The organism is Rathayibacter sp. Leaf296, from assembly GCF_001423045.1.
Taxonomy (GTDB): domain Bacteria; phylum Actinomycetota; class Actinomycetes; order Actinomycetales; family Microbacteriaceae; genus Rathayibacter; species Rathayibacter caricis.
In genome coordinates this window covers 1,366,250-1,387,643 of record NZ_LMNR01000001.1, presented here as the reverse complement: position 1 = coordinate 1,387,643, position 21,394 = coordinate 1,366,250, and the positions used below count along the sequence as shown (strand labels likewise).

Sequence of the window (21,394 nt, the reverse complement as noted above, 5' to 3'; positions counted from 1 at the left end):
CCCGCCGCGCGTCGCTGCGCTCGAGCAGCACGTCGACGTCCGACGAGTCGAGGACGGGCCTGTAACCGTGGATCGTCGCCGCGGATCCCTTGAGGATCAGCGACCGGACCCCGAGCTCGTCGGCCCGCGCCTGGACGAGCGCGCCTGCCAGCTGCACCGCGACGTGCTGCGGGAGGTTCGCCTGTACTGTGTCCTCCTGGGAGACGGTCGGGCTCGGCATGGGACGAGCCTAGCCTCGTCGACCGAGGTTGCCCATGCGCCTGCGCGGCCTGCGACGCGGCGCTCCCACCCATTGCAGCACCGCGAAGGACGTCGCGCCTTCCGTGCTCGGCGTCGGCTCCGCCGCGCCCCGTGGGTCGACAGGAGAGGAAGTCGAATGAGCTACATCGAGATCATGAAGCAGCGGGCGGGCGAGGCGTTCGACCGGCTTCACGACGGCGTCGAGAGCATCGAATTCACAGACTTCCCGGATCACGCCAACATCGGCGACGGCGCCATCGCCGCGGGTCAGTTCCAGTACTGGGAGAACCGGGGGATCCGTGTCAGGGGCGTCTCGAGTTTCCACACGCTCTCCGACAAGGTGCTTCGGGCCGAGGATCCGGTGTTCATCAACGGCGGCGGAAACCTGGGTGGACTGTACGAGCACCACAGTGCACACCGCTATCGCCTGGCGGAGCGCCTCCCCACCTCGACACTCCTCCTCCAGGGGGCCCAGTCGGTCCATTTCACGTCTCCCGCCGACCACGAGGAATTCAGACGACGGATGGCGACCCGCGAGAACCTGCGGGTCGCCGTGAGGGACGTGCACTCCTTCGAGCTGCTCCGCCCGGACGTCGAGCACCTGACGCTCTCTCCCGATGCGGTGCATCACCTCGGTCTCCTCGAGTCCCCAGCACCGACGCAGAAAGAGGTGCGGCTCGTCCGCCGCGACCCCGAGGCGACGGGATCGCTCGGCTCCGGGGTCGACTGGCCCAAGGATGCGTTCTTCGACCGAACGACCGCCTGGCTCTCGCACCGGACGAAGGAGATCCCGGCCCTCCGCTCGATCGTGCCGACCGCTCCCGCCCTCTGGTCAGCTCGCAGCCGCCGCCGGCTCCAGCGCGGAGTGGCCATCCTCGCTCAGGGCGAGCGCGTCGTGACAGACCGGCTCCACGCCATGCTGATCGCCCTCCAGATGGGGCGACCAGTGGTCGTCAAGGACAACAGCACCGGGAAGCTGCGCAAGTACTACGACACCTGGCTGCACGACGCCGGTGCGGACGTCACCTGGATCTGACCGCGGTGCCCTGACGCCCGTCGACCGATCCGACCTCCGATCCTGGATAGGCTCCCACCGTGTGGCAGTACAGCGATGACGTCGCCTTCGTGGAATCCGGGCGCGAGGTCTTCTGCCTGTCCACGACTGACCGCTCGTCGCGCGTCGTGCGCATCAGCGGCTCCGGCGTCTGGATCTGGGAGCTCCTCCCCGGGCGCACCACCTCGGAGGTGATCGCGGCCCTGCAGGAGTCCTCCCCCGACTCGGCCCGGTTCGAGATCCTCAGCGGTACCGCGGACTTCGTCCGCTACCTGCGCGAGCTGGGTTACATCGTCGAGAGGTGACTCCTCAGGTCGCTCCGCGGACCTGGGAGCGCATCCCCGACGAGCGGACCACCCCGAGTTCGGTCGCGCCCACTCAATGGCGGCGCAGGATGCGGCGGACCTGCGCCCGCTCGGCCGGGGCGAGTGCGAACCGGTACGCTGCCGGCAGTGCCAGGAGCCCCCAGACGACCACGACGACCGCGAGCATCGCAACCTGTGCGGGCACGAACGCTCCGATCACGATCAGCACGAGTCCCGGTAGCGCGAGGGCCGCATACGGCCGGAGCAGGCACTCCCGGAGGAACGTCGACCACGACTGCCCGAGCGATCCCAGCGTGTGTCGGATGTAGAAGTACTCGAGGCAGACGACCGGCAGGCAGACGGCGAGGGCGATTCCCGCGACTCCGAGCATCGGAGCGAGCACGAACGAGAGAAGGACCGCCGTCGTCGCCCAGACGAGGTGGAGCACGGCGAATCGCTTGATGTTCTGCTGAGCCGTGAGCACCGGGATCGCCAGCAGGTGGTTGTTGTTCGCCAGAAGGGACAGCACCAGGACCTGCGCCGCAGCGCCGGCTCCCTCGAGCCTGCCGCCGGACCAGACATCGATCAGCTGGGGCCCGACGGCCATGATGGGCACGAACACCAGGAGCATCAGAATGTTGGCGTACTTCGTCCCGCGGATGTACACCGAGCCGTTGGCTCCCGCTCCCCCGGTGACCTGCCGCTCCGTCACCGCGGGCAGGACCGCGGAGGACAGCGACGCAGTGACTTCCTTGACGAGCGAGTAGACCCGCTGCGCCGCAGCGTACGCGGCGACCGCGGTCAGCGGCAGCAGGATCCCGGCCACAACGGATCCGAACTGCAGGATCACCACACCGGCGAGACTGAGGACCAGCAGCTGCGAGCTCAGCGCGAAGATGTCACGGAACACCCTCCAGTCGGCGCGGAGGAGCGACGTCGATGCCTCGGGAAAGCGCGTCCGTTGATACCAGTACATCCCCAGCCCTCCCAGGAGGACCGCTGCGACGTCGATTCCACTCACGACCCACAACGGCAGTCCGAACGCCATCGCGGTTGCGGCGAAGGCGATTCGCGCCAGTGCTTGAGACGCCAGGAAAGCATTCACCACGTTCAGCGAGCCGAGCCCGGTGAGCGTCTGCCGCACGGGCGCGAACAGGAGCGCGAAGAACACGTTCGCCGTGCCGAGCCCGAAGAGGATCAGGAGCTGGTCCTCGAATCTCGGGGGAACGGAGAGGGTCGGCGCCGTCAGGGCGAAGGCCAGGGCGAGAAGTCCTGCCGCGACGACGGAGAGGACGGCGAAGAACGCCTCACTGGTGGCGACGACCTTCTTGAGGCGCTCGTACTCGCCTCTCGCCCTGGACTCCGCGACGAACTTGACCGTCGCTGCGGTCATGCCGAGATCCTGCTGGAACAAGAGCCCCATCGACACGGTCAACGAATAGAGACCGAAGCCGGCGGCCCCCGCCCCCGCCGTCACGATGGGCAGGATCGCGATCGTGGCGAGCATCCCGGCGAATCGCGCGGCATACGTCGAGATGATGTTCTTCAGCATCTGCGGGTGGGTGCCCTTCTAGCGACGAGGCCGGTGGAAGCCGACCTTCATCGTCGGGGCGATGGGCGCCGGTGGCGCCGTCTCGACGGCTTCGCGCGTCGCGACTGCGAGATAGCCGATATAGACCCAGATGGGCATGAAAGTCCAGGAGGACTGCGTCCACACTCCGATGATCACCGATGCGGCGATTCCGACCACGATGGGCCGAGCCCTGAGTGACCCGAGGAGAAGCACCGCGAGCAGCCCGACGAGCGCGACGAGCGCAAAGAGCCCGTTCTCGGAGAAGACCTGACCGTATACGTTCTCAGCGATCGGTCTCGTAGCGGTCGTGCGGTAATACGCGGGAAGCTGATTGTAGTCCGCGTATTGAGAGAAGTAGCTGCCGAATCGGCCGGGACCTACGCCCAGAACCAGATGATCGGACGCCATCTTCACCGCGGTGAGGAACTTCTCCTCCCGCACATCGAAGGACAGCCCTGCAAAGCGGAACTGATCGACCTGGTCTACAAGGCCGACTTTCGCAGCCTGCTTCAGGAGGAATTCCCGCACTGCTGGAACGAATGCAGAAAGCGCCAGCAACCCCAGAGACAGGGCGAGGACAGACGCGAAGATCTTCACGCCTGGACGGATCAGCACGATGATCGCGGCGGCGACGACGAGACCCAGCACCGCCGTGGTCGACTGGGAGTAGAAGACGACGAGGATCGCGACGATCGCAGCGGCCCAGGAGCGGCGGGCGAGCGCGACGAGCAGGCCGGGGGCGGCGAAGAACCCGAGGTGCTGGCCTTCGAGGAATGGACCACTTCGCAGGGTCGCTTCGGTGATGTCTTCCCCGCCCGCGGTGTTGGTTCGGTAGCCGAGCGAGGTCAGCAGGCCTTCGGCTCCGGCCGCGGCCCCCACGATCTGAAGCAGCGTCGCAGCACCGCACAACCACACGGAGAGGACGATCGCCCTCTCGATCTGATCGCGGGAGAGCTGGGTGAAGAGCCACCACCCGGCGAGGGCGAACAGGCCGAAGACGGTGTAGAAAACGATGTCCCCCTGCGGGGAGCGGGTGTAGCCGGTGAAGTCGAGCAGCGCCGACGGCGAGGCGACGAGGCTCCACAGCGACGACGCGGCCAGCGCCGCGGCGAGAAGGACCACGAAGCCGAGACCCGGAGCCTTGAGAGGCCGCGACGAGGGCGAGAGGATCCTGGCGACGAGTGCCAGCGCGATGAGGATCTCTGAGATCTTCAGCGGGGACCCGATGCGGATGGTGAACGCGTACTGGAGCGGAGCCGCGACGATCGCGGCCACCACCAGCTTCGCCCAGACGGGAAGCGATTCTCCCGTCACGTCGGTCGACGCGTCACGACGAGGTACCGCGGTGGACGGCTTGGCCATCGGACCCACCCTCTCTCCTGCTCGGCTCGATCGGTCAGGACGCTCGCGGGCACGACCGCGGCAAGCCTATGCGATGCCGGGGTCGCACCGAGGGGCCCCCGTTCGAGCCCGCCTTGCGATCGGCCCGCGGGGCGCGGGCCGAAACAGGTGCCCGCCTATACTGCCCGTGTGCGCAGAGACCGAGGCTCGATCGAGTCCGACAGCGAGGCGTCCCTCCCCGACTCCGCGGACCGGGACGCCATCGAGACGTCGGTCGTCATCCCCTGCTACAACGGCGCGCCGTTCCTCCGCACGCAGCTCTCCGCGATCGCCCGCAGCGCCGATCCCTCGGTCGAGGTGGTCATCAGCGACAACGGATCGACGGACGACTCCGCCGATGTGGCGCGGCGGCTCGGCGAGGAGCTGGGTCTGTGCGTGAGGGTGGTCGACTCCAGCGGGAAGAAGGGGATCAACCACGCTCGGAATGTCGGCGTCCGCGCGTCGCGAGGTGCGTTCGTCCTGATGTGCGACTGCGATGACGAGGTCTCCGAGAGGTGGCTGGACGGCTTGCGCGGCGCACTGCGCAATGGCGCGGACTGTGTCGGTGGACCTCTGGTCCGCGTCTTCAGCGACGGCACCGTCCTCGAGACCGCCGAGGGCGTGCACTTCCGACTCTGGCCCAAGGCGGGGGTGACGGTCGGTTCCCCGACCGGCGCGAACTGCGGATTCACCCGGGCTCTCTACGACAGGCTCGGGGGATTCGATGAGAGCTTCGTGGGAGGCGGCGACGAGATCGATTTCTTCTACCGGGCGACGCTCGGAGGAGCACGCCTCCAGAATGCGCCACACGCCGCGATCCGATACCTCCAGCGCGACTCCGGACGCGGCACATTCACCCAGAACATGAACTACGGCCGCGGTAGCGTGCGCCTGCACCGGAAGCTGGGAGATCTGGGGATGCCGCGCGACTCCGCCGTCAAGGTCGCGGGAACCGTGGTCCACTCGGTCGGACGGATCGTGATCGGGCCGACGAGTGCCCGGCGGATCGGCATCGAGCGCATCGCCCGTCGCTGGGGCAGGCTCCGCGAGTCCGTCGCCACGCGGCACTTCTTCCTTTGAAGGCTGCTGAGGCTCTGAACGAGGCGCTCTTGAGGACGCCACAGAGGGCCGACAGGTTGCCGCCGAGCGAGTGCACTCCGCATTCGCGAGACTCGCCCGGGCTGCGTCCACGCGGGCGACCTCTTCTCCTTGCGCATCGTCTGCGCGAGGAGCTGATCCCGCAACGGGAAGCCGTTCTATCCCCCTACAAGTGTCGTGCAGACGGAGGATCCTTCATCGCGGGATGAACGGCCGATGATCGTCGCACGATGATCCCGTGACAACGACACACTCGCGCTCGAACCGACGTTCGTTCCTCCTCGCTGCAGGAGCCGCCTCTGCGGTGACCATGGCGGTCGCGCCGGCGGCGTCGGCAGCGCCGGTCGACAGCACCGACCTCGACAACCAGGTCAGCGCGCTGCTCGCCAATCCCGTGAGCAAGGCGAACAATGCGCTGGTCGGCGGGACCGCGATCTTCTACGTGGACGACTACGTCAAGCCGGGGGACGGATCGGACTGGTACTGCTGGGACCGGGCACTCGCCGCAGCCAAGGCGGACCCGCGGCCGTCGGTCGTCCGCGCAGGCGCCCGCGAGTACGTGCTGAGCAAGCAGTGCTCGCTCGAGGGGCACTCGAACCTCACGATCGAAGGGGCCGGCGCGGGTCGCACCGTCTTGTCGGGAATGCTGCACGTCTCCCTCGCCGCTCCGTTCGTCCTGCGGACAGGTACGGCGCCCAGCAGGAACATCGTCTTCCGCGACTTCACGATCAAGGGCGGGCTCACCAATGCCGACGCCTTGGCGGACTCGTACTCACGCGAAAGTCGAGAGTTCGTCTCGAACTGGACGATCGCCGCGGGACTCATCGCGACCGGGACGGGCGGGACGCGGGGCTTCCAGTCCGGTCTGGTCGTCCTCGGGAGTCGCTACAAGACGGCCACCTATCCGCCGATCACGAATGTCACCGTCGATGGCGTCGAATTCTGGGGCCTGCGGTCCATGCCTGTCCAGCTCTACGGCATCGGCGGCGAAACCCGCATGACGAACTGCACGGCGTTCCGGTGCCTCGATCTCGGCTTCCGGGACTGTGAAGCGGTCACCTTCTCCGGCAATCGCGTCGAGTACAGCGCCGACAACGGCGTCTCCATCTCCCGCGGAACTCAGAGGGTCAACTGCTCGGGGAACACGCTCATCGGCAGTTTCTACAACGGCGTCTGGGTCGGCGGCTTCGAGGGAGAGGCCGGGCCCGCGGGGGTCGTCGTGTCGGGCAATGTCGTGGATCGCAGTGCTCGGCACGGGATCTGGGCTGCAGGCGGGAGCAAGGCGCTTTCCATCACGGGGAACACCGTGACCCGGGTCGAGCGCATCCGCGAATGGTGGGAGGGCTGCGGCATCTACCTTGCGAAGCTGGACGGTGCAACGGTCTTCGATGAGGACGGCGACGGTCAGACCGACGACGACCGGTTCACGGCGAATGCCACGGTCAGCGGCAACACGCTCGTCGACTGCGATCGAGGAGGGATCCTGATAGACGAAGGTTGTGCCAACATCCTCGTCACGTCGAACGTGGTCCTCCGCCCGGGTAGAGCAGCCAAGCCCAACGGCAGCGCGCCGGACGTGCAGTACGGCGGGGAGAACTTCGGGATCTCCACCCCGGGCACGTCATCGCAGACGTCGAACATCTACGTCACGCAGAATCTCGTGATCGACGACCGCAACGGCACGTCGGCACCATCGGGCTCGCGACTCGCGAACGGATCGGTCGACGAAGCGCCCTCGATGGGGTTCGGCATCCACCGCCCGTCGGGCAGCGACACCTGGTACTCCTGGGACAACATCGTCGCAGGCGCCAGTCAGCCGCACATCGAGATCACTCCTCGGCGACTCGGACCGTACATCACCGTCGGGGACACGACGAGCTTCTCGACGAGCCTGACCATCGACAAGATCGTCGGCGGCAAGTCCGCGTTGGAGTTCACAGCAGCGGGCGCACCCCGGTGGAGACTGGCGACGAACACCGCGGTGGAGAGCGGCGGCGACAAGGGTTCCGATCTGCAGCTCTACTACGCGAAGGACGACGGGACTCTGGCCCCTTCTTTCACCGCGCGCCGCACGGACGGCCGGATCACGATGAACGCCCTGCTGCAGTTGACGAACGGATCGACGCGACCGGACGCCGCTGCGGCGGGCACCGGAGCGATGTTCTACGACACTGTGTTGAAGAAGCCCGTGTTCTCCGACGGATCCCGCTGGCGGACGGCGGACGGCGTCATCGTCTGACCTCGCGTCAGCGCACCGCCACCGTCGACCGGTCGCGGCCCGTCAGGTCGCGCTGCGTCGTCGCCCCGCGCCAACCGTCCGTGGTCAACAGCTCCCGGATCTCCGCCCCCTGCAGCTCCCCGTGCTCGATCACGAGCACTCCCCCGGGTCGCAGCAGACGGCGCGCGGTGTGCGACAGCCGGCGCACGACGTCCAGTCCGTCCTCGCCGCCGTACAGAGCGGCGGGCGGGTCGAAGAGGCGGACCTCCGGGTCGCGCGGGATCGCGGCAGCCGGGATGTACGGCGGATTCGACACCACGACCGACACCGTGCCGTCCAGGTCGGGCAGGGCGTCCGCCAGATCCGCGAAGACGATGCGGGCGTTCTCGAGCTGGAGGCGATCGCGGTTGCCGCGTGCCCAGATGAAGGCCTCCACGGCGTTCTCGACGCCGATGACTCGAGCGTGCGGCACCTCGTGAGCGAGGGACAGCGCGAGGGCCCCGCTGCCGGTGCCGAGGTCGACGGCGAGAGGTGACGGATCGGCGACCGAGCGCAGGGCGTCGATCGCGAGCTGGGCGACTCCCTCCGTCTCGGGGCGCGGCACGAAGACGCCGGGGCCGACCGCGAGCGCGATGCTGCGGAACGGGGCGACGCCAGTGATGTGCTGAAGCGGTTCGCGGGCGGAGCGGCGCTCGATGAAGCGGTCGAACGCGTCGACCGTCGACTCCTCGAGGGTGAGGCCGGTGATCAGGCGCGCCTGCAGTTCGCCGCGCCCCAGGCCGAGGAGGTGACCGAGCAGGAGCTCGGCGTCGATGTCGGCGTTGGGGACGTACGCGCGGGTCAGGCGCGAGACCGCGTCGGTGAGGAGGGCGCGGGCGTCCACGGAGGTGGTCACCGCGCTCATGCCTCCTCGGACCCGATCTCGGCGAGGCGCGCTTCCTCGTCCGCCTGGATCGCGCTCTCGACGACGGGGTCGAGCGCTCCGTTCATGACGCCGTCGAGGTTGTACGCCTTGTAGCCGGTGCGGTGGTCGGCGATGCGGTTCTCGGGGAAGTTGTAGGTCCGGATGCGCTCGGAGCGGTCCATGGTGCGGATCTGCGTCTTGCGAGCGTCGGAGGCGGCCGCGGCGATCTCCTCCTGCTGACGGGCGAGGATGCGAGCGCGCAGGACGCGCATGCCGGCCTCGCGGTTCTGCAGCTGGCTCTTCTCGTTCTGCATCGAGACGACGATGCCGGTCGGGAGGTGAGTGATGCGCACCGCGGAGTCGGTCGTGTTGACCGACTGGCCGCCAGGGCCGGACGATCGGTAGACGTCGATCTTCAGGTCGTTCTGACTGATCGCGACCTCTTCGGGGGCGTCGACCTCGGGGAACACAAGAACACCGGTCGTCGACGTGTGGATGCGGCCCTGCGACTCCGTCACGGGGACGCGCTGCACGCGGTGCACGCCGCCCTCGTACTTCAGGTGTGCCCAGACGCCCTGCGACGGGTCGGTGGCGTTGCTCTTGATCGCGACCTGCACGTTCTTGTAGCCGCCGAGGTCGGACTCGTCGCGATCGAGGATCTCGGTCTTCCAGCCCTTCGCCTCGGCGTAGTGCAGGTACATGCGGAGGAGATCGGCGGCGAACAGCGCGCTCTCGGCTCCGCCCTCACCGCCCTTGATCTCCATGATCACGTCGCGGCCGTCATCGGGGTCGCGCGGGATCAGGAGGCGCCGCAGCTTCTCCTGGGCGACCCGGAGCGACTCCTCGAGCTCCGGGACCTCCTCCGCGAACGCGTCGTCCTCGCGGGCGAGCTCGCGGGCGGCCTCGAGGTCCTCCCCCGCCTGGATCCACGCCGCGTGCGCCGCCTTGATCTGGCTCAGCTCGGCGTACCGGCGGTTGACCTTCTTCGCGCGCGCCGCGTCGGCGTGCAGAGCCGGGTCGGAGAGCTGCGTCTGCAGATCCTCGTGCTCGGCGAGGAGGACGCTGACGGATTCGAACATGAGAGGCCTGGCTTCCGGGATGGGGTGGAGAAGTGGGGGTCTCGAGACGCCGCCTTCGGCGGCAACTCGACCACAGAGGCGGGGCGGCAGGTCCGTTTCGACGGGCACCGAGACGTCCCCGGGGACGCGAAAACGCCCGCGGCCGCCCCTGGGAGGGGACGACCGCGGACGTGAGGGCGCTAGTGGTGGCCGTTGCCGTGACCGGCGGTGGTCGGGCCGACGGCGGACTTCGAGACCTGCATCAGGAACTCGACGTTCGAGGACGTCTCCTTGAGGCGGGACAGGATGATCTCGAGCGCCTGCTGCTGGTCGAGGCCGGCGAGGGCACGACGGAGCTTCCAGGTGATCTTGACCTCGTCCTGGCTGAGGAGCATCTCCTCGCGGCGGGTGCCCGACGCGTTGACGTCGACCGCCGGGAAGATCCGCTTGTCCGCGAGGTGGCGCGAGAGGCGGAGCTCCATGTTGCCGGTGCCCTTGAACTCCTCGAAGATCACCTCGTCCATCTTCGACCCGGTCTCGATGAGCGCCGTGGCGAGGATGGTGAGCGAACCGCCGTTCTCGATGTTGCGCGCCGCACCGAAGAACTTCTTGGGCGGGTACAGCGCCGACGCGTCGACGCCACCCGAGAGGACACGACCGGAGGCGGGCGCCGTCACGTTGTAGGCGCGGCCGAGACGGGTGATCGAGTCGAGCAGCACGACGACGTCGTGGCCCAGCTCGACCAGGCGCTTGGCGCGCTCGATGGCGAGCTCGGCGACGGTGGTGTGGTCCTCGGCGGGGCGGTCGAAGGTGGAGGCGACGACCTCGCCGCGCACGGTGCGCTGCATGTCGGTGACCTCCTCCGGACGCTCGTCGACCAGGACGACCATGAGGTGGACCTCGGGGTTGTTCTGCACGATCGCGTTGGCGATCTGCTGCAGCACGATCGTCTTGCCGGCCTTGGGCGGCGCGACGATGAGGCCGCGCTGACCCTTGCCGATCGGAGCGACGAGATCGATGATCCGCTGGGTCAGCTTGCCCGGCTCCGTCTCGAGGCGCAGACGCTCGGTCGGGTAGAGCGGCGTGAGCTTCTGGAACTCGACGCGCGCCGCGGCCTCCTCGACGGTCTGGCCGTTGATCGAGTCGACCCTGACGATCGCGTTGTACTTCTGTCGGCCGCCGCCCTCGCCCTCGCGGGGCTGGCGGATCGCGCCGACGACCGCGTCGCCCTTGCGCAGGTTGTACTTCTTGACCTGGCCGAGCGAGACGTAGACGTCGCTGACGCCCGGCAGGTAGCCGGTGGTGCGCACGAAGGCGTAGTTGTCGAGGACGTCGAGGATGCCGGCGACCGGGATGAGGACGTCGTCCTCACTGATCTCGGGCTCGAAATCGTCTCCGACAGTGGTGCCGCGGCGCTTGCGGTCGCGGTAGCGGCTGCGGCGTCCGTCCTCGCCCTCGGCCTGCTGGCCGTTCTGCGCACCCTGGGCCGGTCCGGCCGACTGCTGAGCGACGGCGGGCTGGCCGTTCTGGTTGCCCTGGCCGTTCTGGTTGCTCTGGCCGTTCTGCTGCTGGCCGCCGTTCTGACCCTGCTGGTCGGCCCGGTCGTCGCTGCGGTTGCGGTTCCGGTTGCGGCGGTTGCGGCCTCGCCCGGTCCCCTGCTGCTCGCCGTTCTGCTGGTCGCCCTGGTTCTGCTCGGAGTCGTTCTGCGCCTCGGCGGAGTCGTCCGGGTTCGAGTCTGCGGCGTCCGTCTGCTCGGGCTGGTCGTTCTGCTCGGCGGCACCACCGCGGCTGCGGCGACGGCCGCGGCGCTCTCGCTGGCCGCCTTCACGGGAGGAGTCGTCGGACTCGGGCCCGTTGGGCAGCTCGATCTCGATGATCGGCTTCGGCGCCTGCTCGGCCTCGGGGGTCTTCTCGATCACCGGCAGATCGGGGATGAGCGACTCGACGCCCGTGCCACCGGGGATGTTGAGGTGCTCGCCCGCGGCGACGGTGCCGCTGGACGCGCGACGCGAGCTGCGGCGACGCGGAGCGCGCTCGGCGGGCTCCGCGACCGGCTCCGCGGTGGGGAGCTCGATCTCGACCGGCGCGGCCTCGGCGACGGGCGACGGCGCCTCGTCGACGGTCGGCGCCGCCTGCTCGAGCACGTCGGCCGTGTCGGCCTCGGTGCTCTCGACGGGAACCGGCACCTCGGCCGGGGCCTCGAGCACCGGAGCGGCCTGCTCGGCCACGTCGGCGGGTTCGGCCTCGACGCTGGTCGCGTCGACGATCGGCTCCTCGGACGCCGCGGCGGCGCGGAGGTCCGTGATCGCCTGCACGAGCTCGCCCTTGCGGAGCTTGGAGGCTCCGCCGAGGCCGAGGCTCGTCGCGAGAGCCTGGAGCTCCGCGACGCGGAGTGCCGACAGGTCGGCGTTGAGTTCCACGGTCGAGCCGTGGGTGTTGACATCTGTCACTGGAGAGGGTTCCTTCCCCCCGGGAACGACTGCTCACCGGGAGAGCTCATCGACCGTGCGGTTCCATCACGTGTTCTGATCCACGTGATGCTCTCGGTCGAACGCGCAGTCCCCCTCGGAAAGCGCAGGAGGAGCGCGGACGACCGGACGCCGAACTGCAAGAGAAGCAGTGGACGCCCTTCACACGATGCGATGGCCGTGGTTATCGGGACGATCCTTCGGACAGATTCCGCTCGTTACGCGGTTCCTCAGGATGCGATCCCCACTGTAGCACCCTTGAAGTCGACGGCCAGCATGTGGGCGCGCCACGGCGAGTGCGCCTCCTTCTCGACCAGTTCGGCCGCCGCGAGGCGCTGCGCGGGATCGCTGCAGAGCACCAGGACGCTGGGACCGGCGCCGGAGACGACTGCGGCGTAGCCGTGCGAGCGCAGGAGCGCGATGAGCTCCGACGTCTGCGGCATCGCTGCCGCGCGGTAGTTCTGGTGGAGCTTGTCCTCGGTGGCCGCGAACAGCAGCTCCGGGCTCTGGATGAGCGCCGCGATCAGGAGCGACGAGCGCGAGACGTTGAAGACGGCGTCCTCGTGCGGGACGCTCTGCGGCTGCAGCGAGCGGGCGAGCCGGGTCGACATCTGGTGCTCGGGCACGAAGACGACGGGCGAGACTCCGCGGTGCACCATCAGGCGCTTGGAGCGCGGGCGCAGCGGCGCGTCGTCCGCGCCGGACGGCTCGACCCAGGCGATGGTCAGACCACCGAAGAGGGCGGGCGCCACGTTGTCGGGGTGCCCCTCCATCTCGGTCGCGATGCGCAGCAGGTCGTCGGCGTCGAGCTCGACGATTCCGTCGAGCAGACCCTTGGCGGCCATGATCCCGGACACGATCGCCGCACCGGAGGAGCCCATCCCGCGGCCGTGCGGGATGATGTTGCGCGCCGTCACGTCGATGCCGGGCATCTCCTGGCGCTGGTCCCGGAAGGTGTACGCGATGGCCTGCACGACGAGGTTCGTCTCGTCGGTCGGCACCTCCCCCTCGCCCACGCCGTGCACGGTCACGCGCGCACCGGTCGCCGACACGGCCGTCACGTCGAGCTCGTCGTAGGACGACAGCGCCAGCCCGAGCGTGTCGAAGCCGGGCCCGAGGTTCGCGGAGGTCGCCGGGACCTTCACGTGGACGGTGCGGCCGACGGGAACCGCCGAGGTCATGCGCCGGCCAGCCCCAGCACGTCCGCGATCGCGGCGGTGTCCACCGGCACGACGGTCGGAGTGATGTCGGAGCCGTCGGCGGTGCGGAGGGCCCACTGCGGGTCCTTCAGTCCGTGGCCGGTGACCGTCAGCACGACAGTGGCGTCCTTGGGGATCTGCCCGGCCTCGGCGCGCTCGAGCAGGCCCGCGACGCTGATGGCGGAGGCGGGCTCGACGAACACGCCGACCTCGCCCGCGAGCAGGCGGTAGGCCTCGAGGATCTTCGCGTCGCTGATCGCGCCGAAGTAGCCGTCGCTGACGGTGCGCGCGTTGAGCGCGAGCTCCCATGACGCGGGGTTGCCGATGCGGATGGCGCTGGCGATGGTCTCGGGGTGGCGCACCGGCGCGCCGTGCACGATCGGCGCGGAGCCCTCGGCCTGGAAGCCGAACATGCGCGGCAGCTTCGTCGACTCGCCGCGCTCCAGCTCCTCCGAGTAGCCGCGGAAGTAGGCCGTGTAGTTGCCGGCGTTGCCGACGGGGACGATGTGGAAGTCCGGAGCGTCGCCCAGGACCTCGACGACCTCGAAAGCGGCGGTCTTCTGACCGGCGATGCGGTCGGGGTTCACCGAGTTGACCAGGTGCACCGGGTAGTTCTTCGCCAGGTCTCGGGCGATGTCGAGGCAGTCGTCGAAGTTGCCCTGGACCTGCAGCAGCTGCGCGTTGTGGGCGATCGCCTGGCTGAGCTTGCCCAGCGCGATCTTGCCCTCGGGCACGAGCACTGCGGCGGTGATGCCGGCGTGCGTCGCGTAGGCGGCGGCGGAGGCGGAGGTGTTGCCGGTCGAGGCGCAGATGACGGCCTTGGCGCCGTGCTCGACGGCCTTCGAGATCGCCATGGTCATGCCGCGATCCTTGAAGGAGCCGGTGGGGTTCATCCCCTCGTACTTGACCCAGACCTTCGCACCCGTGCGGGCCGAGAGGGCCGCGGCCGGGATGAGCGGGGTGCCGCCCTCGCCGAGCGTGATGACGGGGGTCGCCTCGGTCACATCGAGGCGGTCCGCGTACTCGTGCAGGACTCCGCGCCACTGCTTCGCCATCTCAGGCTCCTTCAACTCGTAGGACTGACGTCACGGCGCCGACGAACCCGTGGGAGTGCAGCGCGGTGACGGTGGCCGCGAGATCGGACTCTGCCGCCGCGTGCGTGCCGATGACCAGGGTAGCGGTCGGCTCGCGACGCTCCGGACCCGACACCTGCTCCTCGAGCGGGTCGGCCGTCGGCGGGGTCTGCACGAGGGTCTCGACCGAGACCTCGTGGTCGGCGAACACCCCGGCGATCTGAGCGAGCACACCGGGACGGTCCAGGACCTCGAGCGTGACCTGGTACCGCGTGGTGACGTGGCCGATGGGGAGGACGGGGAGCCCCGAGTTCGCGCTCGTGACCAGGCCGGGGCCTCCCACGACGTGCCGACGGGCCGCCGAGACGACGTCGCCGAGGACGGCAGAGGCGGTCTCGATGCCGCCGGCGCCCGCTCCGTAGAACATCAGGCTGCCGGCCGCCTCTGCCTCGACGAAGACCGCGTTGTTGGCGCCGTGCACGGCGGCGAGGGGGTGCGCGCGGTGGACGAGGGCCGGATAGACGCGGGCCGACACGCCCTCCTCACCCGTCTTCGCGTCGACGAGCCGCTCGCAGATCGCGAGCAGCTTGACGACGTAGCCGGAGTCGCGCGCCTGGTCGACCTGCTGCTTCGTGATGCCGGTGATGCCCTCCCTGTGCACCATCGTCACCGGGACGTCGGTGTGGAAGGCGAGGCGGGCGAGGATCGCGGCCTTCTGAGCGGCGTCGTAGCCCTCGATGTCGGCGGTCGGATCGGCCTCGGCGTAGCCGAGCTCGGTCGCGCGGGCCAGCGACTCCTCGAGCGTCGCGTGCTCGGTGTCCATCCGGTCGAGGATGTAGTTGGTCGTGCCGTTGACGATGCCGAGGATGCGGTGGACCCGGTCGCCCGCGAGGCTGTCGCGCAGCGGCCGGATGATCGGGATCGCTCCCCCGACGGCCGCCTCGTAGTTGAGCTGCGCGCCGACCTGGTCGGCGGCCTCGAAGAGCTCGGTGCCGTGGGCCGCGAGCAGCGCCTTGTTCGCGGTGATGACGTCGGCTCCCGACGAGATCGCCTTCAGGATGTAGCTGCGCGCCGGTTCGATGCCGCCCATCAGCTCCACCACGATGTCGGCGCCGAGGATCAGCGCCTCCGCGTCGGTCGTCAGGTACTCGCGGGGGATGTCGGCGGTGCGCGGCGCATCGAGGTCGCGCACGGCGACCCCGGCGAGCTCGAGGGGCGCTCCGACCCGCTGGGCGAGCTCGTCCCCGTGGTCGAGCAGGAGTCGCGCCACCTGGGCACCGACGGACCCGGCGCCCAGGAGGGCGACCCGGAGGCTGCGGTACTCGATCATCGGCTGGTGGCCTTTCGTTCGATGCCGGCATCGCGGCGGAGGAGGTCCTCCTCGGTCTCGCCGCGCACGATGACGCGGGCCTCCCCGTCGCGCACGGCGACGACGGGTGGGCGGCCGAGGTAGTTGTAGTTGCTCGAGAGCGACCAGCAGTAGGCGCCGGTCGCGGCGACGGCGAGCAGATCGCCGGGGTGCACGTCGGCGGGCAGGAACTCGTCGTGCACGACGATGTCGCCCGACTCGCAGTGCTTCCCGGCCACGCGCACGAGCGCGGGCTCGGCGTCCGACACGCGCCCGGCGAGGCGAGCGGAGTAGTCGGCGCCGTAGAGCGCGGGACGGGCGTTGTCGCTCATCCCGCCGTCGACGCTGACGTAGCGGCGGACGCTCGTCGAGCCCGCGCCGCCCACGACGACGTCCTTGATCGTGCCGACCTCGTAGAGAGTGAGGCCCGCGGGACCGATGAGCGAGCGGCCGGGCTCGATCGCGATGTGGGGCACCGGGATCCCGTGGCGCGCGCACTCCGAGGAGACCGCGTCGGCGATGGCCGCAGCGATCTCGTCGATCGGAGTGGGGTCGTCGGAGCTCGTGTAGGCGATGCCGAATCCGCCGCCGAGGTTGAGGTCGGGGACGGGGCCGTCGGCGAGCAGGCCCGCATGGACCTCGAGGAGGCGCGAGGCCGACTCCGCGAACCCGGCGGAGCCGAAGATCTGCGAGCCGATGTGGCAGTGGAGGCCGAGGAAGCGCAGGCTCGCGTGCGAGCGGATGCGCGCGACCGCGGCCGGGCAGTCCGAGAGAGGGAGGCCGAACTTCTGGTCCTCGTGCGCGGTCGCGAGGAACTCGTGGGTGTGCGCGTGCACGCCGCTGTTGACGCGGAGGCGCACGTTCTGCACGCGGCCGTGACGCTCGGCGGCGGAGGCGACGCGCTCGATCTCGATGAGGCTGTCGAGCACGATCGCGCCGATGCCCGCCGCGACGACCCGGTCGATCTCCGCGACCGACTTGTTGTTGCCGTGCAGGCCGACGTGGGCCGGATCGACTCCTGCGGCCTGGGTGACGGCGAACTCGCCGACGCTGCACGCGTCGATGTTGAGGCCCTCCTCGCGCATCCAGCGAGCCACCTCGGTGGAGAGGAACGCCTTGCCCGCGTAGTACACGGTGACGTCGGTGCCGATGCGGCCGAGCTCGCGCTCGAAGGCCTCGCGCGTCTGCACGGCCCGGCGGCGGGCGTCGGCCTCGTCGATCACGTAGACCGGGGTGCCGAACTCCTCGACGAGGCGGGCCACGGGAACGCCCGCAACGGAGAGTGAGCCGTCGGAACCGCGCGCGGCGTTGTCGGACCACACGGCGCGGTCGAGCGCGTTGGCGTCCTCGGGCTGCTCGAGCCAGTCGGGAGCGAGCGGATGACGCGGGGCGCGGGCGTGCGCGTCGTCGTTGTCCACGGGTGAGACCTCACAGGAGAGAGTGGGAGCGTCACTGCGTGGCGAGCGAGTCCGGATTGACCCCTGAAGCCAGCAAGTTCGATGAGTGCTGTCGGTGCCGGGCCCGCCGGTAGCGCGGGCGCAGGCCTCCGATCCTACCGGGCGGGTGCACCCGCCCGAGCGCGCGGGGGTCGCGCGATCAGGGGCAGACGCCGGGCTCCTGCTGCGCGGGGTCGCTGAGGAACGTCGGAGCGAGTGAGAAGGTCGCGTTCAGCGACTCCTCGACGACCTCGACGTCCGTCAGGGTGAGTCCGCGCGCGACAGAGTCCGCGATGCAGAGGGTGCCGGGGCCGAGCAGGCCGTCCGTCAGTCCGCCGAAGCGCTGCTCCGCGTCGTCCGCCGGGAAGGTGGCGCCTGCGACGGTCACCTCGGACGGAGTGAGCTCGATCTGCCCGTCCACGGCGCCGAGCTCGAGTCCGACCCCGGCCGAGAGCGAGAGGCCGAGCACCTCGACCGAGGTGCTGACGCGCACGAGCGGCGGATCGAGCTCCACCGAGTCGATCGGGACGGTGCTGCGCTCCGAGATGAGGTCGGTCACCGAATCGGCGTCGAGCGCCGTCGTCGCGGTGCCCGAGTCGAGGGCGCCGGAGCCGCTCGCGGGGACGCCGCGGAGCACGAGCGAGACGTCGCCGGTCAGCTCGTCGAGGGCGACGTCGTCGGTCCGGATGTCGAGCCGGTCGAACCGTCCGGAGATCAGCTGCGGCAGAACCGCCCACCCCGCGACGTCGACGTCGACGGGGTGGTCCGCCGGCAGGTCGAGCGCCTCGCGGACGCTGGTCGCCGCGGTGTCGGCCACCGCTCGGCGCACGAGCGCGTCGGCGACGACCGCCGCGACGGCGAGCAGCACGAGCACGACGACGAGTACGACCGCGGTTCGGCGCGACCGCGATCGGCGGGGCGCCGGCGCCGACGACGCGCTCACATCCGGTCCGGAGCGGTGACGCCGAGGAGCGAGAGCCCGTTGCGCAGGACCTGACCGGTGGCCTCATTGAGGCGCAGTCGCGTGGAGTGGACCGCCTCGATCGGGTCCTCTCCCTGCGGTACGACGCGGCAGTTGTCGTACCAGCGGTGGTAGAGCCCGGCGATCTCCTCGAGGTAGCGGGCGATGCGGTGCGGCTCGCGCAGCTCGGCGGCGTGCGCGGTGATCCGCGGGAACTCCTGAAGGCCGCCCAGGAGGGCCGACTCGGTCGGGTGGACGAGCGTCTCGGGGGCGAACGGCTCGCGCGGGACGCCCGATGCCTCGGCCTTCGCCGCGACCTGGCGAGTGCGCGCGTGGGCGTACTGCACGTAGTAGACGGGGTTGTCGTTGCTCCGCTTCGTCAGCAGATCGAGGTCGATCTCGAGCGTCGAGTCGGCGGAGGAGCGCACGAGCGAGTAGCGCGCGGCGTCGACGCCGACGGCCTCGACGAGGTCTTCCATGGTGACGACGGTGCCGGCGCGCTTGGACATCCGGACGGCCTGGCCGTCGCGCAGCAGGTTCACCAGCTGACCGATGAGGATCTCGAGGTTGACGCCCGGCGTGTCCCCGAAGGCCGCGCACATCGCCATCATGCGGCCGATGTAGCCGTGGTGGTCGGCGCCCAGCATAATGATCGCCCGGTCGAAGCCGCGCTCGCGCTTGTCGAGGTAGTAGGCGAGGTCGCCCGCGATGTAGGCGGCCTCGCCGTCGCTCTTGATGATGACCCGGTCGCGGTCGTCGCCGAAGTCCGTGGTGCGCAGCCACGTCGCTCCGTCGGCCTCGTAGATGTGGCCGAGGCCGCGCAGCCGCTCGATCGCCCGCTCGACGGCGCGCGACTCGTGCAGGGAGTTCTCGTGGAAGTAGACGTCGAAGTCGACCCCGAACTCGTGCAGGCTCTGCTTGATCTCGCCGAACATGAGCTCGACGCCGATCGAGCGGAACGTCTCGGTCAGCTCCTCCTCGGGCAGGACCGAGAGGTCGCCCGGATACGCGGCGACGACGCGGTCTGCGATGTCGGCGATGTAGGCGCCGCCATAGCCGTCGTCGGGAGTGGGCTGTCCGCGGTGGGCAGCGAGGAGGCTGCGCGTGAAACGGTCGATCTGCGCGCCGTGGTCGTTGAAGTAGTACTCACGGGTGACCTCGGCGCCCTGCGCGAGCAGCACCCGGGCGAGGCTGTCGCCGACGGCCGCCCAGCGGGTGCCGCCGATGTGGATGGGGCCGGTGGGATTGGCGGAGACGAACTCGAGGTTCATCTTCACGCCTGTATAGAGGGAGCCGGAACCGTAGGACTCCCCTGCCTCGACGATCACGCCGGCGAGTGCGCCGGCCGCGGCCGCCTCGAGACGCACGTTGAGGAAGCCGGGACCGGCGACCTCGACGCTGGCGACACCGTCGACCGCCCCGAGCCCCTCGGCGAGCTCGGCCGCGAGCTCGCGCGGGTTCGCTCCGACCTTCTTGGCGAGCTTCATCGCGATGTTGGAGGCCCAGTCGCCGTGGTCGCGGTTCTTGGGCCGCTCGAGCACGACGTCGGCGAGAGCCGGCTCGGCGTCGCTCCCCCGTCGCTGCACGGCGTCGAGGACGAGGGCGTGAAGGGAGGCGGCGAGCTGTTCGGGAGTCACGGGGGACGATTCTACCGGCCGGGTGCGGCTCCGCCGGGGCGCCCTCGACCCCGGACGGGGAGCGCTTGCTAGGGTGCACCGCATGCGACGCCCCGCCGCCCTCCTCCTCGTCGTCGCCCTCAGCGCGCTGACCGGATGCACCGCGGCTCCGGCTCCCGCGCCGACCGCCGCCGGCGCGATCACCGGCACTCCGGTGCCGCTGACCTGCGAGGAACTCGTCCCCGCGTCGGCGCTGACCGGGCTGTGGTCGGCCTTCACTCCCGACGACTCCGTCGAGCGGACGGACGTCTCGGTCGAGATCGCGGGCTACGACGGGCTGGTCTGCGGGTGGTCCGACGACACGGGTGCCGAGTTGCAGATCGCCGTGGCGCACCTCGACACGTCGCTGGTGGAGGCACTCAAGAACGAGTTCTTCCGCACGAGCAACGCCGTTCCGACCTACGGCAAGCCGCCGGCAGTCGAGGGCTACTACGAGGTCGCCTCCGGGCGCGGAGTCGCCGATGTGCTGCTCGACGAGCACTGGATCGAGGCGTCGAGCGCCTCGTTCGTCGAGCCCGGCGATCCCGAGCCGCTCGTGCGCGCCGCCGTCGCCGCGGTCGGCGCCTGACGTCAGCCGAGACGGACGGGCGACACGTGGTCGTCCTCGACGGCCGTGTCGCACTCCGCGTCCACACTCATCCCGGTGAGCGACAGATCGGTGAGGTAGCTGCTGAGGAAGGCCGTGTCCGCGGTGTCGCGTCCCGACGAGATGCGGAGCATCGACCCGCGCGGAGCGAGCCGCGTCGCATCGATCACGTGCCACGCGCCGCCGACCCACGCCTCCGTCACCGCGTGGAAGTCCTTCGGCTCGAGGCCGGGAGCGTAGACGGCACTGACCCGCGCCGGGATGTCGAGCGCGCGCAGCAGCCCTGCGCACGTGTGCGCGAAGTCGCGGCACACTCCTCGACCGCTGTCGATGACCTGCGCCGCTCCCCCGGTGGCGACGGTCGAGCCGTACTCGTAGGAGAGGTGACCGTTGACCCACGCCTCGACGGCGGTGAGCGCATCGAAGCCCCGCGCGCGCCCGAACTCGCGACGGGCGATGCCGCCGAGAACGTCCGCCTCGGCGTACCGGCTCGGTCGGAGGTACTCCACCAGCTCGAGCTCGCTCGGCTCGTCGGGAGCGCCCCGACCCTCGACACGCGCTCGGTACTCGACCCGCATCTCGCCCCGGTTCGCCTCCACGCGGTGGACGCGGGATCCGTGCCGAGCGGGGAACTGCCTGACGGGCAGCACCTCGCCGTCGAGCCGGACCGAGAAGGAGTCCTCGAACGAGTCGCCCGTCTCCGCGGCGGCCACGAGGAAGATCAGGTCGGTCGGCCCGGAGAGACGCAGGTCCAGCGAGGCGGAGACGGTGCGCAGCATGGCTCCATCGTGGCACGCCGCACGGCACGTTCCGGCGT

17 protein-coding genes and 1 pseudogene are annotated in these 21,394 nt (G+C 69.9%); 5 read left to right on the top strand and 13 right to left on the bottom strand.

The annotated features are described in order from the left end of the window. Positions 1-220, bottom strand: a pseudogene (locus ASF46_RS19390) (hypothetical protein); the annotation flags it as partial. A gap of 156 nt (positions 221-376) precedes the next feature. On the opposite strand from ASF46_RS19390, the gene ASF46_RS06400 reads away from it, so the two are divergent. Together ASF46_RS06400 and ASF46_RS06395 are read left to right on the top strand one after the other, a co-directional pair. Next, complete coding sequence (locus ASF46_RS06400) at positions 377-1,276, top strand: polysaccharide pyruvyl transferase family protein (protein WP_056866829.1); 900 nt, start codon at positions 377-379, stop codon at positions 1,274-1,276. A gap of 59 nt (positions 1,277-1,335) precedes the next feature. Then, complete coding sequence (locus tag ASF46_RS06395; protein ID WP_056866828.1) at positions 1,336-1,599, top strand: PqqD family protein; 264 nt, start codon at positions 1,336-1,338, stop codon at positions 1,597-1,599. A gap of 73 nt (positions 1,600-1,672) precedes the next feature. Here ASF46_RS06395 and ASF46_RS06390 read toward each other — a convergent pair whose 3' ends face one another. Together ASF46_RS06390 and ASF46_RS06385 are read right to left on the bottom strand one after the other, a co-directional pair. Then, positions 1,673-3,151, bottom strand: a complete 1,479-nt coding sequence (locus ASF46_RS06390) for an oligosaccharide flippase family protein (RefSeq protein WP_056866827.1) — start codon at positions 3,149-3,151, stop codon at positions 1,673-1,675. A gap of 18 nt (positions 3,152-3,169) precedes the next feature. Continuing rightward, positions 3,170-4,534, bottom strand: coding sequence for an O-antigen ligase family protein (locus tag ASF46_RS06385; RefSeq protein ID WP_056866826.1), 1,365 nt, complete (start codon positions 4,532-4,534; stop codon positions 3,170-3,172). A 168-nt stretch (positions 4,535-4,702) separates the two neighbouring features. Here ASF46_RS06385 and ASF46_RS06380 point away from each other — a divergent pair, with 168 nt between their 5' ends. Beyond that, the gene (locus ASF46_RS06380) at positions 4,703-5,632 is read left to right on the top strand and encodes a glycosyltransferase family 2 protein (RefSeq protein WP_056866825.1); all 930 of its coding nucleotides are present in this window, start codon (positions 4,703-4,705) and stop codon (positions 5,630-5,632) included. Positions 5,633-5,888: 256 nt separating this feature from the next. Further along, entirely contained in the window at positions 5,889-7,889 is a 2,001-nt protein-coding gene (locus ASF46_RS06375; RefSeq protein WP_157602266.1) for a right-handed parallel beta-helix repeat-containing protein, read from the top strand. 7 nt (positions 7,890-7,896) lie between these two features. On the opposite strand, the gene prmC is transcribed toward ASF46_RS06375, so the two are convergent. From prmC to argS, 9 genes are all read right to left on the bottom strand, one after another. Then, complete coding sequence (gene prmC, locus ASF46_RS06370) at positions 7,897-8,772, bottom strand: peptide chain release factor N(5)-glutamine methyltransferase (RefSeq protein ID WP_056866823.1); 876 nt, start codon at positions 8,770-8,772, stop codon at positions 7,897-7,899. Next, positions 8,769-9,851, bottom strand: a complete 1,083-nt coding sequence (gene prfA, locus ASF46_RS06365; RefSeq protein ID WP_056866822.1) for a peptide chain release factor 1 — start codon at positions 9,849-9,851, stop codon at positions 8,769-8,771. The genes prmC and prfA overlap by 4 nt, the downstream gene beginning before the upstream one ends. Before the next feature lie 179 nt (positions 9,852-10,030). Further along, positions 10,031-12,280 (bottom strand): transcription termination factor Rho, encoded by a 2,250-nt coding sequence (rho, locus tag ASF46_RS06360; protein WP_056866821.1) that lies wholly within the window; start codon positions 12,278-12,280, stop codon positions 10,031-10,033. A 248-nt stretch (positions 12,281-12,528) separates the two neighbouring features. Then, positions 12,529-13,479 carry a homoserine kinase gene (gene thrB / locus ASF46_RS06355; protein ID WP_056866820.1) on the bottom strand — a complete coding sequence of 317 codons (951 nt, stop codon included), beginning with the start codon at positions 13,477-13,479 and terminating at the stop codon, positions 12,529-12,531. Continuing rightward, positions 13,476-14,552 carry a threonine synthase gene (gene thrC, locus ASF46_RS06350; protein ID WP_055788563.1) on the bottom strand — a complete coding sequence of 359 codons (1,077 nt, stop codon included), beginning with the start codon at positions 14,550-14,552 and terminating at the stop codon, positions 13,476-13,478. The genes thrB and thrC overlap by 4 nt, the downstream gene beginning before the upstream one ends. Before the next feature lies 1 nt (position 14,553). After that, a complete protein-coding gene (locus tag ASF46_RS06345; protein ID WP_056866819.1) occupies positions 14,554-15,900 on the bottom strand; it encodes a homoserine dehydrogenase in 1,347 nt (448 codons plus the stop codon). Then, the gene (gene lysA, locus ASF46_RS06340) at positions 15,897-17,336 is read right to left on the bottom strand and encodes a diaminopimelate decarboxylase (RefSeq protein ID WP_056866818.1); all 1,440 of its coding nucleotides are present in this window, start codon (positions 17,334-17,336) and stop codon (positions 15,897-15,899) included. The genes ASF46_RS06345 and lysA overlap by 4 nt, the downstream gene beginning before the upstream one ends. Before the next feature lie 178 nt (positions 17,337-17,514). Next, positions 17,515-18,297: a DUF2993 domain-containing protein gene (locus ASF46_RS06335; RefSeq protein ID WP_056866817.1), complete on the bottom strand. Its 783-nt coding sequence runs from the start codon at positions 18,295-18,297 to the stop codon at positions 17,515-17,517. After that, positions 18,294-19,952: an arginine--tRNA ligase gene (argS, locus tag ASF46_RS06330; protein ID WP_056866816.1), complete on the bottom strand. Its 1,659-nt coding sequence runs from the start codon at positions 19,950-19,952 to the stop codon at positions 18,294-18,296. Before argS ends, ASF46_RS06335 begins: the two co-directional genes overlap by 4 nt. A gap of 82 nt (positions 19,953-20,034) precedes the next feature. On the opposite strand from argS, the gene ASF46_RS06325 reads away from it, so the two are divergent. Further along, positions 20,035-20,559 (top strand): hypothetical protein, encoded by a 525-nt coding sequence (locus ASF46_RS06325; protein ID WP_157602263.1) that lies wholly within the window; start codon positions 20,035-20,037, stop codon positions 20,557-20,559. Positions 20,560-20,561: 2 nt separating this feature from the next. Here ASF46_RS06325 and ASF46_RS06320 read toward each other — a convergent pair whose 3' ends face one another. Beyond that, complete coding sequence (locus ASF46_RS06320) at positions 20,562-21,356, bottom strand: transglutaminase-like domain-containing protein (protein ID WP_056866814.1); 795 nt, start codon at positions 21,354-21,356, stop codon at positions 20,562-20,564. Positions 21,357-21,394 lie beyond the last annotated feature (38 nt).